We start from the raw sequence: 16,754 nt of genomic DNA, 5'->3' as shown, positions 1-16,754 counted from the left end.
CGTCCAACGACGGGTGGTCATCATGACCGTGCTTGAGTACAGGGCCAAGGTACCGCGCGAACCGCGACGGCAGCTGCGCAAGCAGCCAGCCTGGATGACGGTCGACAACGGCATGACCAAGCGTGAATGCTTCGTGTTGGACGTCTCGCCGGGCGGCGCCAGGATCGCGACCGATGATGCGATGGATGTCAGGGACACCTTCGAACTGGCGCTGGTGCCGGATCATCCGAAGCGCGAGCTCTGCGAAGTCGTCTGGCGTCGCGGCAAGACCTACGGCATCAAATTCCTGCCCTGATATCGCCAGGCGTCCGCATCGGTGAAACCGGTTTGCGCGGGCTAACGCCGGATGAATTTTGATTGAATCGGTCTGTTCGCGCATTTCGGCTACCTCGCCCCGCTTGCGGGGAGAGGTCGATCACGAAGTGATCGGGTGAGGGGGACTATCCGCGAGTCCGACTTTGACGAGAGTCCCCCTCACCCCAACCCTCTAAAGAGCGAGCTCTGCTCGTCTCGACCCCGCAGGCGGGGAGAGGGAGCAGCCACGGATCGCCGCCGCACCTCAACCTAAAACCATCCCGGGTTAGCGCTCCGAGGGCGGCGCCAGTCCGGCCTTCACGATCACCGGCGCGGCTTCGGGCGAAGCCAGGAACCGGAGCAGCGCAGCGGCCGCCTCGGGCTGCTGGACCGTACTGGCGAGCGCGCCGGCGAACGTGAACATCGGCTGGAGCTCGGCCGGAATCGCACCGACGAAGCTGATGCCGGGGACATGGATCAGTTCGCTGACCTGCTGGAAGCCGATTTCCGCCTCGCCGCGCGCGACCACCGCGGCCACCGGCTCGCCGGACGGAGGTCCCCTCACCTTTCGGCTCTTGCCCGCGATCTCTCCGGCGACGCCGAGCCGGGCGAACAATTTGGTCGACAGATAGGTGCCGCTACCGCTGTCAGAGTAGGCGATCGACTTTGCCGCCAGCAGCGTGTCCCGGAAGGCCTCGACGCTCCCGATATCGGGTTTTGCGGCGCCTTCGCGCACCACCATGCCGATCAGTGAGCGGGCGAGCTCGGTCTTGCTGTCGAGGCGCACCAGTCCCCGCTTGCCGAGTTCGTCGGCGGCCCCGCCATCCAGGATCACGACATCGGCGACCTCGCCTCGCGCCAGCCGCGCCGGAATGGCCTCCGGAGAGTCACCCATCGATGGACCGCGCGTGGTGACCAGATGGTCGCCGCTCGCACGCTCGAAAGCCGGACCCAGTTCGGAATAGACTCCATAAAAGCCGGACGAGATCATCACCTGCACATCGGCGGCGGCAGCGGCCCTCACCGCCAACAGCGCGGCCACGCCGATCACGGATAATCGTCGAACAAGCGGCCACGGTTTCATAAGGGCATCTCCTCAGGCTGGTCGTTGTCGGAGCATTGAAATGAGTATGGCGCGGCGCGACTGGGGCGGCAAGATCACCGTTCATCGTCATTGCCTGCGACAAACGCAAAGCGTTTGCGCAAGGGAGCCTGGGCGACGAAGCAATCCAGCTTGCCCCTGACACTGGATTGCTTCGCTTGCGCTCGCAATGTCGGAGAAGAGCGCGATAGGACGGGCATCCTAGCGTGCAGGGCATAATAGGGTGGGCTATTCTTACTGGGTCACTCGACTAAACCCTCATGGTGAGGAGGCGCGCAAGCGCCGTCTCGAGCCATGAGGCCCCCGCATGTATTTCCCGGGCCACATCCATCGAGACGCTTGCTGCGCAAGCTCCTCAGGATGAGGTGAAAAGCCGGTTATGACGCAGTAAGACCAAGGCGCGCTTCGCGCCGTGCCCACCACTTGAATTCGATTTATCATGGTGGGCACGCTTCGCTTTGCCCACCCTACGATCAGAGACAACCGCCGCGCCTGCTGGTTGCCGATCGCTCATCAGCGCGGCCATGCAACATCGGTCGAGTGGTATTCGATTGAGCCCATCGACATGGTGGCCGGGCAAACCGTAATATCCGAATCCACCATCCCTTCGAACATGTCCAATGCATTGCGCTGCCGGATGTGGCCCTCCCACAGCGCAGCCAACGGTTCCTTGATGAGCGATACGAGAACTGCCCCCGTCACCGCGTCATCCACCCAGCGGTCTTTTGCGGCGATGCGCCACCCGGGCTTCCGGGCCCAGTTCATCACCTATGTGCTCGCCATGATGGCGGACAATATCGAGCACGTCATCAGCTACTGGATGGTGTTCCAGAAATTTCACTCGCCGGCCCTGGCGGGTTTCGCCATCGTGTCGCACTGGCTGCCGTTCCTGCTGTTCTCGGTCGCCGCCGGCGCGCTCGCCGACCGCTTCGACCCGCGCCGGATCATCCAGATCGGCATGACCCTGTTCATCATCGCCTCCCTGAGCTGGAGCTATTTCTTCGTCACCGACACCCTGCAGATGTGGCAGGCCATGGTGATCCTGGTGATTCATGGCTGCGCCGGGGTGCTGTGGCAGACGCCGAACCAGATGCTGCTCTACGATATCGTCGGCCCGCAGGATCTGGAGAGCGCGGTGCGGCTCAACGCGATGGCGCGTTATCTCGGCATCCTGATTGGCCCTGCCGTCGGCGGCGTCATCCTGATCGCGCTCGGGCCGGCGCCCGGCATCATGCTCAACACGGTGTTCTATCTGCCGCTGGTGCTGTGGCTCGTCAACGCGCCCTATGGTCCGCGCTACCGCACCGGCATCCCCGCCCCGCGCCGCGCCGTCCGCGGCTTTGGCGACATCGTGCAGACGGTGCAGGACATCAAGCCTCATGCCGTCATCGTCTCGATGACACTGCTGGCCGGTGCGGCGTCGTTCTTTGTCGGCAATGCCTATAGTTCGCAAATGCCGGGGCTCGCGACCGATCTCGGCCATGGCGATCCCGGCGTGTCCTACAGCATGCTGCTGGCCGCCGATGCCGCCGGCGCGTTTCTGGGGGGTATCGTGCTCGAAAGCCGGGGGTTGCTGCCGCCGCGGCCGCGCACCGCGATCGTGCTCGCGATGCTGTGGTGCGGAGCGCTGGCGAGCTTCTCGCAGGCGACAAGCTATCCGCTCGCGCTCGGCTTCCTGTTTGCCGCGGGATTTTTGGAACTATCCTTCAACGCCATGGCGCAGAGCCTGGTCCAGATCAATGCGCCGCCCGACAAGCGCGGACGCGTCATCGGCCTGTTCAACATGGCGAGCCTCGGCTTGCGCGCCTTCAGCGGCGTTTCCGTTGGCCTGCTCGGCAGCCTGATCGGCGTGCACTGGTCGCTGGCGCTGTCGGCGCTCGCCACTTTGGCGATCGCCGCTGGACTGCTGGCGCTGCCGTGAAGACGTACCCCTAGTTCGGTTTGGTCGGGCGCCGAAGCTCCTGAATAAGGCCTGCCAGGCCCCGGTCATCCGGCATGACGACAGCCAGCCGTTCGGCATAAGCGAGCGCGGAACCGGTATCCCCGGCCGCGCGATTGAAGGCAACCAGCGCTGACAGGATATCGCGGTCGTTCGGATGAAGCGCCAGGCTCTCCTTCAATACCGCCATGGCTTTATCGCCCTGACCGCCGGAGTTCAGCGCAACAGCGTAGACGTAGGCATATCGGGCCCCATCCGGCGCGAGCTCGGTCGCGCGCCGAAACTCGGCGAGTGCCGCTTCCGGCTTCTTGAGCCTGGTGAGCGTCAGGCCGAGCGCGTGATACGCCGCGGCGTCGCGGGGCGAAACGGCGGTCGCGGCGCGAAGCACGGCTTCCCCGTCGCTGTCCCGGCCGAGCTGCCGATAGAGGTCAGCCAGGTTGATGGTTGCCGCGACGTATCGCGGGCTGAGTTGGAGCGCAGCCTTGTATTCGGTCTCGGCGCCGACTGGCTGTCCGCGCCGGGCAAGAAAATTCCCCAATGTCGTGCGGGCTTCCGGCCGGTCGGCGTTGAAGCGTTGCGCGGCCACAAACTCGGTCGCCGCGCGCTCAAATCGTTCCCGGTCGGCTGGAGGCTGGCTTGCAGTCGGAACGGCTGCGAGCAGCGAAGCCGCCCTGATCCGAACGCCCCGCACCGGATCGGACAGCAGTGCAGACACCCAGGGCCAGATCTGACCGGCGGGTACATTTTCCAGCATGTCGAGCCCGCCGATCCGGACCATTGGATCGGCGTCGGCGAGCGCGGTTCGCGCCAGGCCGATGTTCGCGGGTGAAACACGAGACCCAAGCTCGTCAAGCGCGCTCGCGCGCGCAACGGCTGGCGCGTTGGGATCCGCTGCGAGGGCCGCAAGGAGCGCGGCGGCATCCGCCTGGTCCGTACGCGAAGCATGGAAAGCCGCCCCGTAGGTCTGAAAGCCCTTGCGGTCCGGGCCGAACCAGCCTTCGACGGCCGCGGCGGCCCATTGCGGTGCCTTGTCGCCATGGCAATCGTTGCACGCATTCGGGGTGCCGAGCGTGACGGAAAGATCGGGCCTCGGGATGCGAAAGCTGTGATCATGGCGCGGATCGACGACCATGTAGGTGCGCGCCGGCATATGGCATGAAATGCAGGTTGGCGGCGGGTCGACGCCACCGTGATGGCGATGCCTGACATCGGCGTACTTCTCGGACGCGTGGCATTGCAGGCAGACCCCCTCACCCGAGACCCGAAGCTTCGAGCTGTGAGGCTCGTGGCAATCGCTGCAGGTGACACCGGCGGCGAACATCTTGCTCTGCTTGAACGGCGTATAATTATAAGGCTCTTCCACGTCGCGGATCGATCCGTCGACCTGATAGGTGCTGCGCGCCAGCGGTTCGACTACATGGGTTTGCGACAGCCACCGGCCGGGAATCCAGTCTTCGTGGAACCCGGCGCGGCGCGCGTGGCACAATCCGCAGGTTTCGACTTCCTTGCGAAGCGTGACGGGCCCGGCGCTGCGCCGCGCCGTCCCGGTCTGCGGATCAATCGGCCAGGTCACATCGGAGCGCTCGTCGAAGCGAACGAGCAATCCCTTGTTCAAATCCTCGCGCTTGCCAAATGGCCACCAGCTCTTCTGGTCGCGCGCCCAGGCAGCGTGAGACGAACCTTGTCCATGGCACGCCTCGCAACCCACGCTGATCTCCGCCCAGCCGGTGGCGAAATGATCGGTGCTGGCGTCGTAGTTCTTGCGCAGGCCGGTCGAGTGGCACTCCGCGCACATGAAATTCCAGTTCTGGTTCAGCCTGGTCCAGTGCAGGATATCGTCGTGTTTGATCTCCTCGTCAGGATAGATGTGGAACCAGCGCTGTCCGCCTTTTTCCTTCGGCCTGCTATCCCAGGCGATCGACAGTGTCTGAATACGACCGTCGGGGAATTCCACCAAATATTGCTGCAGCGGATCAATACCGAAAGTGTATTTCACCTCGAACACGGCAAGCTTGCCGTCCGCACCGTCTGTTTCAACGAGAAATTTTCCGTCCTTGCGGAAGAAGCGGGAATGCACGCCGTAATAATCGAAGCCTGCGTCGTTGAAGTCGCCGAGCACGGTCTTGTCGGTCGCGTGCTGCATCGCTGCCTTGTGCTGCGAGGCCTCCCACAATTTTGCTTCGGTCTGGTGGCAGCCTGCACATGTCTGGCTGCCGACGAAACTTGCCGTCGGCGCAATCCCGTTACCACTGCGCAGATGTAAGCCAAAGCCGGCGGCGGCGATGACCAGCACGGCCGCCACCGCCGAAATCCAAATCAGACGTCCCGAGAGGACAGTGGTTCTGGATATGTCAGAAGTCGTTTCTTGCGACAGTTCGGCCTGCGTCGGCTCTCCGGCAGATTTTTTCCGCGATCCAACTATCTTGCCGGATTTGCGTCGCTTGCGTGCCAACGGCCTAGTCCCTCAGTGCCGGGATCGCAAAAAAGCGATCGAACAATCCTCCACCAGGACCGCTATCATCATCGGCCGGCGTGCCCTCAAGTCAAGTGGGCCGCGCGTGGATCGGGGAGCGGATTCGTCAATTCGGGCAGCCGGAATATCCGGGCATTCCGTAGAAATCTAATAGGTCACGTTCAGCCTGACCTGCGTCTTTATATTATAGATCGGATAGTCCTTGATGATGGGGACGCCGAGCTCGAACGAGAGCGCGGCATTGTCCGACAGTTTGCGTCCGATTCTGGCGTCGAACGGCAGGAACAGCCGGCCGGTCTGGCCGGTGATCGGGTCTCCCAGATTTATCCGGATATCTGCGTTCGGATAGAAGGTAAGGAACCATCGGTCCGAAAGCCCCAGGTTGAATGTCGGCGCAAATTGCAGGTTGCTGATATTTCTCCTGGTCGGATCACCGGCAACGCTCGCGTCGTATCGAACGATCGGCTCGAAATAGCTGGATGAATTGATCTCCCACAACGCGTAGCGCACGCCGACAATGGGCATCATCTGCCATTTTCCCGAGCCGAACGTGTCTCCACCCGTGGGCGCGATCAGGCGGGCGCCAAAGCCGACCGCCCAACGCTGGCTCAAATTATGGATGATGGCAGCCTGAACATCAGCATCACCGACGCCATGCAGGTAATCGCCATCGGGATTGCTGGAAGAGAAGGGATTCTTGGCAAGTAGAGGCAAATCTGAGCGCAGCGCCAGGACCCACATCGGCGCGAGAGCCACTGCGTGGTCATAACGCAGATTGAGCGTCTCGGTCGTGACGTTGGCAGTAGATCCGCTCGTGGGTCCGCTTCCTGGAGCCGTCTTGTAATAGGTCATGATCTGAAACAGATTCGACGGAGGCCTGAAGAAGTCCAGGCCCGCATTGCTTTCATCACGGGAGGACGCGTCTTGTGAGGCGGCAACCGTCGGCCGCAGGATCATCGCAACGAGGAGGCAAACGCTAAAAAGTACAAGGGCGACCGTGACGCCAGCATCGCGTCTTTTCCGTCCGGGAAAAATTCCCGCTCGCATTGGCGACGCTCCGTATCGACCGCATTCAGCCGCAATATGGCCGCAAGAAAGAACACCAACGGTCCCTCTCACGAAACCGCCCAAGAACCGACCGGATAGATGTCCGACGGTCAAGGCCAAGCAGACCGCATCATAGATACGCGGCGTATGCCTTCACCCAAAGAAGAATCGTAGCCAAAAGTCCGATCGGGCCCGCTTTGTCGGAGATGACCGTCGCCGTTCCCACCATGCCGAGCCGGAGCATATCAGGGTCGATGCCCTTTGGGATTTCGATTTTCGCCGGAAAGGTCGAACTGGTCCCGACCGTCTCCGCTCGGGCCAGCGTGCCGGAAACCGCGACCTGACCCTGGCCGACGCCTCGATAGACATCCGAAATTGCGGAATAAAAGACTTTACCGGGCCGGTTTGCGAACACGAGCTTCACCGGCGCGCTGCGCTTGATATTCTTGAATCCGTTTTGGTCGAACACGCCGACGATGGACATGTCGTCGGCGAGAATAAACGACATCGCCCCCCGAAACGGCACCGCCCGGGCTCCGACCGCGAGTGTCATGATGCTGACATAGCCGTCGTCCGCTGCTTTCACGGTCGTCTGATCGAGCTCCCATTGCGCGTTTTCGAGTTGTGCGTTGAGTTGGGCGACGGTGGTATTCTCACCGCCGATTTCCGATCCGAGGGCCAACCGCGCATTGATCTCCCTGGCGTTGGCGGCCTGGACCTGCGCGGTGAGCCCATCGACTTTTGCAACCGCATCCTGAAGCGCGAACTGGTTCGTCGCGCCGGTCTTCGCAAGTCTTTCAACGTCATCACGCCGCTTTTCCGCATAGTCCAGCTGAGAGCCCACACCTTTGACATCCGCGACCACGAGATCGACCTGGGACTTGAGTTGCTCCACCTTCTGCCGCGCCTCCGCGACGGCCGCGCGAAGCTGTTTTACCTTGGCGTCGTAAGGGGCGGGATCAATCTGGAACAGGACCGTTCCGGCCTTGACAAGCTCATTGGGCTCGACCGGTATCGACGTGACGGTGCCGGCGACGTTTGGCGTCACCTCGACGACACGTCCGACAACCGCGATCCGGCCGGAAGGCGTCAGCGTGTTGAGAAGAGCAATGAATACCGCGAGGATGACGCAGCCGAGCAGCGCCGTGACAATCCGCCACGGCCAGTTCCACGGCAGCAGCTTGAACCGGAAGAACACCAGCCAGGCGATGCCGATGTAGAGAATTGCGATGATCAGCATGGTCGGTCTCCGCGCGTCTCAACGCGCTGCTAACTTCAGCGCGGTATCGCGCTGGTGATGACGACTAGGCCCGGGTTATATCTCTGACTCCCCGGTCCGATCGTTCCTGCGGCCGACCACAGAGCATGGCCGGCCGCAGATCATTTGCATCGACGGCGCCTAATCCTTTGCTGACGACTCCCCCAGCTTCTGCATCACTTCATCCATGTTGAAGCTGGCCGCCTTCTGACGCTGCGGAAAATCCTTGAACGTCGTCAGGAACTGACCGACATAGGCCTGTGCCGGGACCAGCTGAAAGGCGTGGTCAAGCAGCCAGTCGTAGTAGGTGTTCGAGGTGATGTCCGCGCGCTCGTAGGGGTCGGTTCGGAGGTTGAAAATCTTCGGAATCCGCAAGTTAGTGAACGGCTCCGACCAGATACGCAACGTTCCCGTAGCACGCTGTTCCATGAACACGAGCTTCCAGTTGTCATAACGAAGGCCCGTCAATTGCTGGTCGTCGTTGATGTAGAGGAAGGATTCACGCGGGCTCTTCGGAGCCTGACCGGTGAGGTAAGGCACGAGGTTGTCGCCGTCGAGATGGACCTTGTAGGTCATGTCGCCGGCCTTGTAGCCGGTGAGCAGTTTGCTTTTGACATCGGTATCGCCGGCGACCGCCAGCAGCGTCGGCAGCATGTCGAGATGGGCGACGATGTCGTTGGAGACCTGGCCCGGCTTGATCTTGCCCGGCCAGCGGAACATCGCCGGTACCCGGTAGGCGCCTTCCCAGTTCGAGTTCTTTTCGTTGCGGAACGGCGTCATCGCGCCATCCGGCCATGAGTTCATATGCGGACCGTTGTCGGTCGAGTACATGACGAAGGTGTTGTTGGCGATGCCCTCGTCGTCGATCGCCTTGAGCACCGTGCCGACGTTCTTGTCGTGGTCGATCATGGCGTCGTGATACGGGCTCTGCCAACGCCCGGATTGGCCGATGCTTTCAGGCTTGGTGTGGGTGCGGAAGTGCATGTGTGTGAAGTTCACCCAGACGAACGCCGGCTTTCCGGCCTTGTTCATCCGCTTGATGTAGTCGGCTGCACGGTTGGCGATGTCGTCGTCGATTCCGACCATCCGCGCTTTCGTTAGCGGGCCGGTGTCGGTGCAGACCTGCTTGCCGACCCGTCCGAAGCGTGGATCGACCGTCGGATCGTCCTTGTCCGACGCTTTGCAGTCCATCACGCCGCGCGGTCCGAACTTGGCACGAAACTCGGGGCTCTTTGGATAGTCGGGCAGCTCCGGCTCTTCCTCGGCGTTGAGGTGATAGAGATTGCCGTAGAACTCGTCGAAGCCGTGCACGGTCGGCAGAAATTCGTTACGGTCGCCAAGATGGTTCTTGCCGAATTGGCCGGTCGCGTAGCCGAGCGGCTTGAGCAGTTCGGCAATCGTCGGATCTTCCTTCTGCAACCCGAGCGTGGCGCCGGGCAGACCGACCTTGGTCATGCCGGTGCGCAAGCCCGACTGCCCGGTGATGAAGGAAGCACGGCCGGCGGTGCAGCTCTGCTCCGCATAATAGTCGGTGAACATCGTGCCTTCATTGGCAATGCGGTCGATGTTCGGTGTCTGATACCCCATCATCCCGCGCGAATAGGCGCTGACATTGGATTGGCCGATGTCGTCACCCCAGATGATGACGATATTCGGCTTTCGCGGCTGCTGCGCTTGCACAGTCGCAGGCGCCAATAGCGGCGCCGCGAGCGTGATCGCGACCAACGCGTGCTTCCATCTTGCCATGCAGCGTTTCCTTCTCTGTTTGTGCCGCGTCCCCGCGGCCAGGGCTCAAAAAGGCCGTTGCGATACCTGGGGGGACGGCGAGCCAGGCTGATGAAACCAAGTGATCTTGAGCAATTGTCGGTTTTTTGTTGGTCAGGTCGGCACAGGCCGGCCGGCTAATGGGCCAAGCTAGAGTTGGGCGGATTAGCCGGCCTTGATTTGGCTCAAGTCGGAAGACCGGAACGCAGAATAGCCGTTGAGTGTGGCTGGACGCCTTTTTGTGTCGGCAAACCTCTGCGAGGCCGTTTGAACATGGGCATAAAGCAGAACGCCAAATTCGGTATGCAGAGAACGGCGCTCAAGGCCGTTCTCATCATTTTCGCCCTCGTTGCGCTGGGGTTCACCACCGTCGTTTCGCAAGCTGCCGATCCCCTGCCGTCGTGGAACGACGGCCCGGCGAAGCAATCCATCATCGCCTTTGTCGAGAAGGTCACCAAACCCGGCTCGCCGGACTTCGTGCCGGTGCCCGAACGCATCGCGACCTTCGACAATGACGGCACGCTGTGGTGCGAACAGCCGATGCCGGTGCAATTGTATTTCGCGCTCGACCGCGTCAAGGCGCTGGCGCCGCAGCACCCGGAATGGAAAACCCGGGAGCCGTTCGCCTCCCTCCTGAAGGGCGATTTTCAAAAGGCAATGGCCGGCGGCGACCACGCCCTGCTCGAAATCGTCATGGCCACCCATGCGGGCATGACCACGGCGGAATTCGAGCAGATCGTAAAAAACTGGATCGCCACCGCGAAGCATCCGAAAACCGGCCAGCTCTATACCGACATGGTCTATCAGCCCATGCTCGAAGTGCTGTCCTACCTCCGCGCCAACGGCTTCAAGAACTACATCGTTTCCGGCGGCGGCATCGAGTTCATGCGGCCGTGGGCGGCGCGCGTTTACGGCATCCCGCCCGAACAGGTTGTCGGCAGCAGCATCAAGACGAAGTTCGACATGCGCGACGGAAAACCCATTCTCGTGCGCTTGCCGGAATTCAACTTCAATGATGACCAAGGCGGCAAGCCCGTGGGCATCAACCAGCACATCGGCCGTCGTCCGATCGCCGCGTTCGGCAACTCCCGTGGCGACAAGGAAATGCTGGAATACACGCAAGCCGGTGGCGGCGCGCGGTTCGAACTGCTGGTGCTGCACGACGATGCGGCCCGCGAATACGCCTACGGTCCGGCGCTGGGATTGCCCGAACCGAAACTAGGGGCGTTCCCGCAGGCCCTTTACGATCAAGCGAAGCAGGCAGGCTGGACCGTCGTCAGCATGAAGAACGATTGGGGCCTGGTGTTTCCGTTCGAACCGGGAACGGTCACGGCCATCGACATCCTGCTCGAGCCGGACGCCACCATGCTCCGCCATGCGGAAGCCGTGAACGCGAGCCACCTGAAGATATTTCCGCAAGGCTTTGCGCTGGATGCGGCGCACCGCCCTCACATTACGCTAATCCAGCGTTTCGTCCGCACGGCGGACCTCGACAAGGTCTATGCCGCCGCCGGCAAGGTTCTTGCCCGCGCCAATGTGACCGGGATAAAGCTCGAAGCCTTCAAATACTACTACGTCCCATCCAACGATCTGGGCCTCTCTGGGATTGTCGCGAGGCCGACAGCTGAACTGCTCAAGCTGCAAGATGACTTGGTCGCCGCGGTAGCCCCCTTCACGGTGACGAGCGGAACTTCGGCCGCCTTCGTCACGACTTCAGATGATCGCGTCATCGACCCCTTCCTGATCGACTATGTTTCGACGTTTGTTCCGAAAAACACGGCCGAACGCTTTAGTCCGCATGTCTCCACCGGCCTCGCACCTCGAACCTACCTCGACAAGCTGCTCACCGAACCGTTCGAGCCCTTCACCTTTTCGCCGGCGGGCGCGGCGGTTTATCAACTTGGCCAATTCGGCACGGCGGCAAAGAAACTCAGGGAATTTGACCTGAGGCCCTGAGACCGGTTCAAAAGTAAGGTCCGCTCAGGGTCAAAAACGGAAGTGCCCCGCTTCCACGGCTTGTCCGAAATACCCCCGAGAGCAGACATCGGTAAGCTACCCGCCAAGGGCCACTTTGCGCCAGAAGCAGCCCTTCAACAACTTACAAGCTTTCTGCCGTATTCATAAGTCAAAAACTCGTTGCGACATAAGGAGGGCGATCCATGAACGCTTCGCGCCAGCATGTTGCTGGGCAAACTGTCACCGTCGCAACGGCGGTTGCGGCGTCCCATCCAAGATCTCGATCTGTTGGTTCATTTATTTCGTAACCATGTGCCGGGTCGGCGTCACCGTGTTAACGGGTGCAGGTTCGGAGATCGAGAACGTCAGCCAGGTATTCCAGCCGGACGGTCGGTTTGCGGCGTCGAATTCGCCATATCCCTTCAGGCCCAGAAACGCCTGACTGCTCCCGATCGGGAAAATATATCCGATCTGCGGCCCGACGCCGAGAACGCGCGAGCGGAAGCCGCCGAGAACGGCCGGCTGACCGAAATCGTCGGTGACCTGCTGATAGGCATAGCCGACGACGCCGACAATGACCTGCTTCGACAGAAACTGCGACACGCCCCAGTCGAAATGGAAATCGACGCCGCTCTGATATTGGGTATCGGGATTCTTGAAATTGTAGGTGAAGCCGCCGACGCCCGACAATTCCATGCCTGATGCGGGATTAAGATAGGTGTAGCCGCCACCGACGTCGAGGGCGCCGTGACCGATGCCGATATTGGCCAGCCGGTTCGGATTGTAGTCGCCGACGGGAATGTCTCCGGCGGCGTAGACCATGTAGTTGTTGACGCCGCTGTTCCACTTCAGCTTCAGCGTCGGATAGAGATCGCCATAGGAAGTGAGCGCGTCTTCAAGAAATCCCGTGCGCGTCGTCACGATCGGCCCCCCGGCCGCCGTCAGCGTGCCGGCGAGGCTCGCGGAGTTTCTGCCATAGATGCCGGCCAGGGTCGCGGACAACTGGCCGCCGAGCACCGGCGTCGCGAAGGTGTAGGTCGGCGCGACTACCATCAGATCGGCCTGGCCGCTCAAGGCCAGATTCAGATTGATATTGACGGTCGGGGAAAATCGTCCGACCTGGAATTCCCGCGACGCAGCCGCCGCCCCCGACGCATTCACCGAGGTGTGGTAGTAGATCGCGGCCACTGACCAACCTGGTGTGCCGGGAGTTGCGGCGAGGCTGCCGTATAATCCCGGAAGCCAGAACGAAACACCGCTTTCATCCGCGCGGGAGACTTCCACTGAGCAAACAAGCGCCGCGCCCGCTGCCATCAGGCCAATCCAGCGAAATCTCGATTCATTTCGTACCATTGCAGACCTCCATGCAGAATTGCGGTATTCGCGCCAGCTGTGATCGGAAGTTTGCGACAGAACGGCGGACCTGCGCACTCTCTCGCGCAGAACCATTCGCCAGGCAGTCGACCCTCTTCAAACAGTAGCTCACATACGGCGTGTGAAGACCGTGGCGGATGGGTCACAACAGCAAAAATTTCGTTAAAAATCCGTACCGCTGCTGCTACGCAGCATTGGAAAACGGCACCCCACCCGCTCGTTGCATCGTCGGACTGCGCGAGTTCGAACTCGTCAGCACGACAACTTCGTCGATGGAATTTCACTCCATGCATTTGCGGACGAACTGGATCCTTTCGAGAATCCCGAGCCCCAGCGCTTCAGCCTGCTTGCGGCAGCCCCCGCGCTTGTCCAGCCGCAGCTCGACTTTCTGAAGCAGACCCAGACCGATATCGGCGGAAACCTGCGGCGTGGCGGCCGCAGCCGCGCCGGCATCGCCTGTCGGTCCGTCACCGGCGGCCCGCGCCGCATCCTCGAGACCCTTGAGATCCGCGGGACTCAATTTCGGGCGGTCGATATTCAGCGTGATCTTGTTGAGCTTGCCGGTGAAGGTGAACGGCGTGCTGTAGTCGTCGTCGTCCACCGGCGTGCCGGTGTCCGACCCGATGTCGAGCGATTCATCCCACTGCAGGATGAAGGGAAGCGTATGCTCCATTTTCTCGGTCGCCACCGTGTTGCCGTCAACCTTAAGCGTACCGGTGCCGCCCTGCCCGATTCCGCTATAATTGCCGAACATCATGGTAGCTGCGCCGAGACCGTCATATTTGAAGTCGAACTCGATCTGGTGCTTGCCGGGTGTCAGCTCCGGCCCCTCCCAGCGTACACGCTTGAGGTCGACCAAGTTCCAGAGGAACACCGGCTTGTTCTTCCGAACGTAAAAGCCGTAACCGCCGAACCTCCCGCCTTGCGTAATCAACATTCCCTCGGCGCCGCCTTGTGGTATCTCGACGTCGACCTTGAAATTGTAGGAGGTGTTGAGCAGGCTCGGCGCATCGCCGTTCGGCGTGCCGGTCATTGGCCGGATCCAGGTGAAGGAAGTGCGGCCGGCGCTGAGGCTCGGTCGCGGTGTTACCAAGCGCCCGGCTACCGATGAATCCAGTGGCAAAACCTGATATTTCTGCGCTTCCTTCCAGAACAGGTCCTGCATCTCCTTCAGCTTCGCCGGATATTTCGCCGCGACATCTTCGTACTGCGTCCAGTCGTTCTTGAGGTCATAAAGCTCCCAGGGGTACTCCAGCGGGCTCGGCAGTTTGGCAACCGTCACCCATGGCGGCCGTAGCACCTTGGAGCTGGCGATCCAGCCGTCGTGATAAATCGCGCGATCGGCGAACATTTCGAAATATTGCGTCGTATGCCTCGTGGGCGCGTTCGCGTTCTTCTTGTCGAAAGTGTACATCATGCTGACACCCTCGATCGGGCTCTGCTTGATGCCATCCACCATGGTCGGCTGCTTGATATGGGCCGCCTCGAGAATCGTCGGCACCACATCGATGACATGGTGGAACTGGGTGCGAACGCCGCCCTTGTCCGTGATCACCTTCGGCCAGGAGATCGCCATGCCCTGCCGGGTGCCGCCGAAATGCGAAACGATCTGCTTGGTCCAGGAGAACGGCGTGTCGAACGCCCAGGCCCAGCCGATCGACATGTGGCCGTAGGTGCGGTCGGTGCCCCAGACGTCGTAGAAATATTTGAGCTGCTCCTCGACCGAAGGGTTGGCCTGATTGAACATCGCCACTTCGTTCGGCGTGCCGTTCGGCTGGCCCTCGGCGCTGGTGCCGTTGTCGCCGGTGATATAGATGACGATCGTGTTGTCGAGCTTGCCGAGGTCGTCGATCGCCTGGATCACGCGGCCGATCTCATTGTCGGCGTAGGCGACGAAAGCACCGAAGACATCGGCTTGCCGAATGAACAGCTTCCTTTCGTCGGCATTGAGCTGGTCCCATTCCTTGATCAGGTCCTTCGGCCACGGCGTCAGCTTGGCGTCCTGCGGAATGACGCCGAGCTTCTTCTGGTTGGCGTAGATTGTGTCGCGCAGCTTGTTCCAGCCGTCGTCGAACAGATGCATGTCGCTGATCTTCTTGATCCACTCCGGCGTCGGGTGGTGCGGGGCGTGGGTGGCGCCCGGCGCGAACTTGATCAGGAAGGGTTGATCGGGCGACAGGGCATTGATGCGATTAACATAGTCGATCGCCTCGTCGGCCATCGCCGTCATCAGGTTCCAGCCGGGCTTTCCGACATAGGGATAGATCGGCGTAGTGTTCTGGACCAGGTTGCCCGGCTCCCACTGGTTGGTGTCGCCGCCCATGAAGCCGTAGAAATATTCAAAGCCCATGCCGGTAGGCCATTGATCGAACGGCCCGGCCTGGCTGGCCTGATATTCCGGCGTGTTGTGGTTCTTGCCGAACCAGGCGGTGTGGTAACCATTGTCCTGCAGGATCCGGCCGATGGTGGCCTTGTCCTTGGTGATGACGCTGTCATAGCCGGGATAGCCGGTGGCCTGCTCGGCGATGACGCCGTAGCCGACCGAGTGATGATTGCGCCCCGTGATCAGCGCCGCGCGGGTCGGCGAACACAATGCTGTCGAATGGAAATTGGTGTAGCGCAGCCCCTCGTTTGCGATGCGATCGAGCGCAGGCGTCGGAATCACGCCACCGAACGTCGAGGGCACGCCATAGCCGGCATCGTCGGTGATGATCAAAAGCACGTTCGGCGCGCCTTTGGGCGGGACGATGCGCGCCGGCCAGTAAGGCTTCGACTTGGTCGCCTCGCGCTCGATCTTGCCACCGAATTTTTCCGGCGGCGCCGGAAGCTGGTCGCCCGGAATCGTCGTCGTCGCGCTGGGTGAGCCCGGCACGCCGTTGATTTGTTGCGCGCTCGATGCTGTGGACAACAGAAAGGTCAGTGTCAGTGTCGCAACGCTCAATCGACAACTACCCATGACGAATTTTTCCATTTTTGAAAGCACCCATCACTGAGCGCGCCACAAGGTTTCGTAGACTGGATGACCCTCGACGTGACGCCTTGATTTGGATCAAAAAGTTTTTCGACGCCTTCGCGAGACCGGCATGTCCTCTGCGGGGTCACAAGTGTACATCTTCGCTTAGCTGCCGGATGTCTGCTTTACCCCCGCGAACGGAGATCGCCAGTCAGATCCGCCATGTCCGAAAGGCGCCCAGATGAGGGCGGGCAGGTCGGCTGATTTTGCATGACGGGCAGTTTGTCGATCCGTCTGTCCAGCCCTCTTTGCAAAAAACTCTGCTTCGCCGACGACCCTGATCAAATCTATATCCTTCGCTGACCCGCCCCGGAAACTCTCCAAATTTCTGATTTTCCGAATTATCGCTTGACCACCTGGTAGAAACAGCAGTAGAAACGAATCATCCTGTCCCGCAGAGGGGCGTTGGCCATCGTCACGAACGTTGGGGCGGGATGCGGTGGACGCAGGTGGCGCTTCTGACGAGGGCGCTTGGCTTGCGGACGGCGAAGTCGTGTGGTCCTGACGCCTCGGTGCCGGCGTCAAACTGGCGGA

General features: G+C 61.3%; 10 protein-coding genes and 1 pseudogene. 3 read left to right on the top strand and 8 right to left on the bottom strand.

Going from position 1 to position 16,754, the window contains the following annotated elements; genetic code table 11:
- Positions 1-22 precede the first annotated feature (22 nt).
- Positions 23-295, top strand: a complete 273-nt coding sequence (locus tag E8A46_RS21155; protein ID WP_291565458.1) for a PilZ domain-containing protein — start codon at positions 23-25, stop codon at positions 293-295.
- A gap of 285 nt (positions 296-580) precedes the next feature.
- Here E8A46_RS21155 and E8A46_RS21150 read toward each other — a convergent pair whose 3' ends face one another.
- Positions 581-1,378 (bottom strand): substrate-binding domain-containing protein, encoded by a 798-nt coding sequence (locus E8A46_RS21150; protein ID WP_291565456.1) that lies wholly within the window; start codon positions 1,376-1,378, stop codon positions 581-583.
- A gap of 531 nt (positions 1,379-1,909) precedes the next feature.
- Positions 1,910-2,164: a hypothetical protein gene (locus tag E8A46_RS21145; protein ID WP_291565453.1), complete on the bottom strand. Its 255-nt coding sequence runs from the start codon at positions 2,162-2,164 to the stop codon at positions 1,910-1,912.
- 13 nt (positions 2,165-2,177) lie between these two features.
- Between E8A46_RS21145 and E8A46_RS21140 the strand changes: the two genes are divergently transcribed.
- Entirely contained in the window at positions 2,178-3,317 is a 1,140-nt protein-coding gene (locus E8A46_RS21140) for an MFS transporter (protein WP_291565451.1), read from the top strand.
- A 10-nt stretch (positions 3,318-3,327) separates the two neighbouring features.
- Here the strand turns inward: E8A46_RS21140 and E8A46_RS21135 are convergent, their stop codons facing one another.
- From E8A46_RS21135 to E8A46_RS21120, 4 genes are all read right to left on the bottom strand, one after another.
- Entirely contained in the window at positions 3,328-5,592 is a 2,265-nt protein-coding gene (locus E8A46_RS21135; RefSeq protein WP_291565511.1) for a tetratricopeptide repeat protein, read from the bottom strand.
- Positions 5,593-5,955: 363 nt separating this feature from the next.
- Positions 5,956-6,855, bottom strand: coding sequence for a transporter (locus E8A46_RS21130; protein WP_291565449.1), 900 nt, complete (start codon positions 6,853-6,855; stop codon positions 5,956-5,958).
- A gap of 130 nt (positions 6,856-6,985) precedes the next feature.
- Positions 6,986-8,095: a biotin/lipoyl-binding protein gene (locus E8A46_RS21125; protein ID WP_291565446.1), complete on the bottom strand. Its 1,110-nt coding sequence runs from the start codon at positions 8,093-8,095 to the stop codon at positions 6,986-6,988.
- Between the two features lie 159 nt (positions 8,096-8,254).
- Positions 8,255-9,859, bottom strand: coding sequence for an arylsulfatase (locus E8A46_RS21120; RefSeq protein ID WP_291565441.1), 1,605 nt, complete (start codon positions 9,857-9,859; stop codon positions 8,255-8,257).
- Between the two features lie 291 nt (positions 9,860-10,150).
- Between E8A46_RS21120 and E8A46_RS21115 the strand changes: the two are divergent.
- Positions 10,151-11,194: pseudogene (locus E8A46_RS21115) on the top strand (HAD family hydrolase); the annotation flags it as partial.
- Positions 11,195-12,130: 936 nt separating this feature from the next.
- Here the strand turns inward: E8A46_RS21115 and E8A46_RS21110 are convergent.
- On the bottom strand, positions 12,131-13,186 hold the full coding sequence (locus tag E8A46_RS21110; RefSeq protein ID WP_291565438.1) for a transporter: 1,056 nt from the start codon (positions 13,184-13,186) through the stop codon (positions 12,131-12,133).
- 301 nt (positions 13,187-13,487) lie between these two features.
- The gene (locus E8A46_RS21105) at positions 13,488-16,163 is read right to left on the bottom strand and encodes an arylsulfatase (protein WP_291565509.1); all 2,676 of its coding nucleotides are present in this window, start codon (positions 16,161-16,163) and stop codon (positions 13,488-13,490) included.
- Positions 16,164-16,754 lie beyond the last annotated feature (591 nt).

Source organism: Bradyrhizobium sp. (assembly GCF_004799445.1).
Classification (GTDB): domain Bacteria; phylum Pseudomonadota; class Alphaproteobacteria; order Rhizobiales; family Xanthobacteraceae; genus Bradyrhizobium.
Note: the sequence above shows the minus strand (reverse complement) of the source record. Positions and strands in the feature narration are given on the sequence as shown.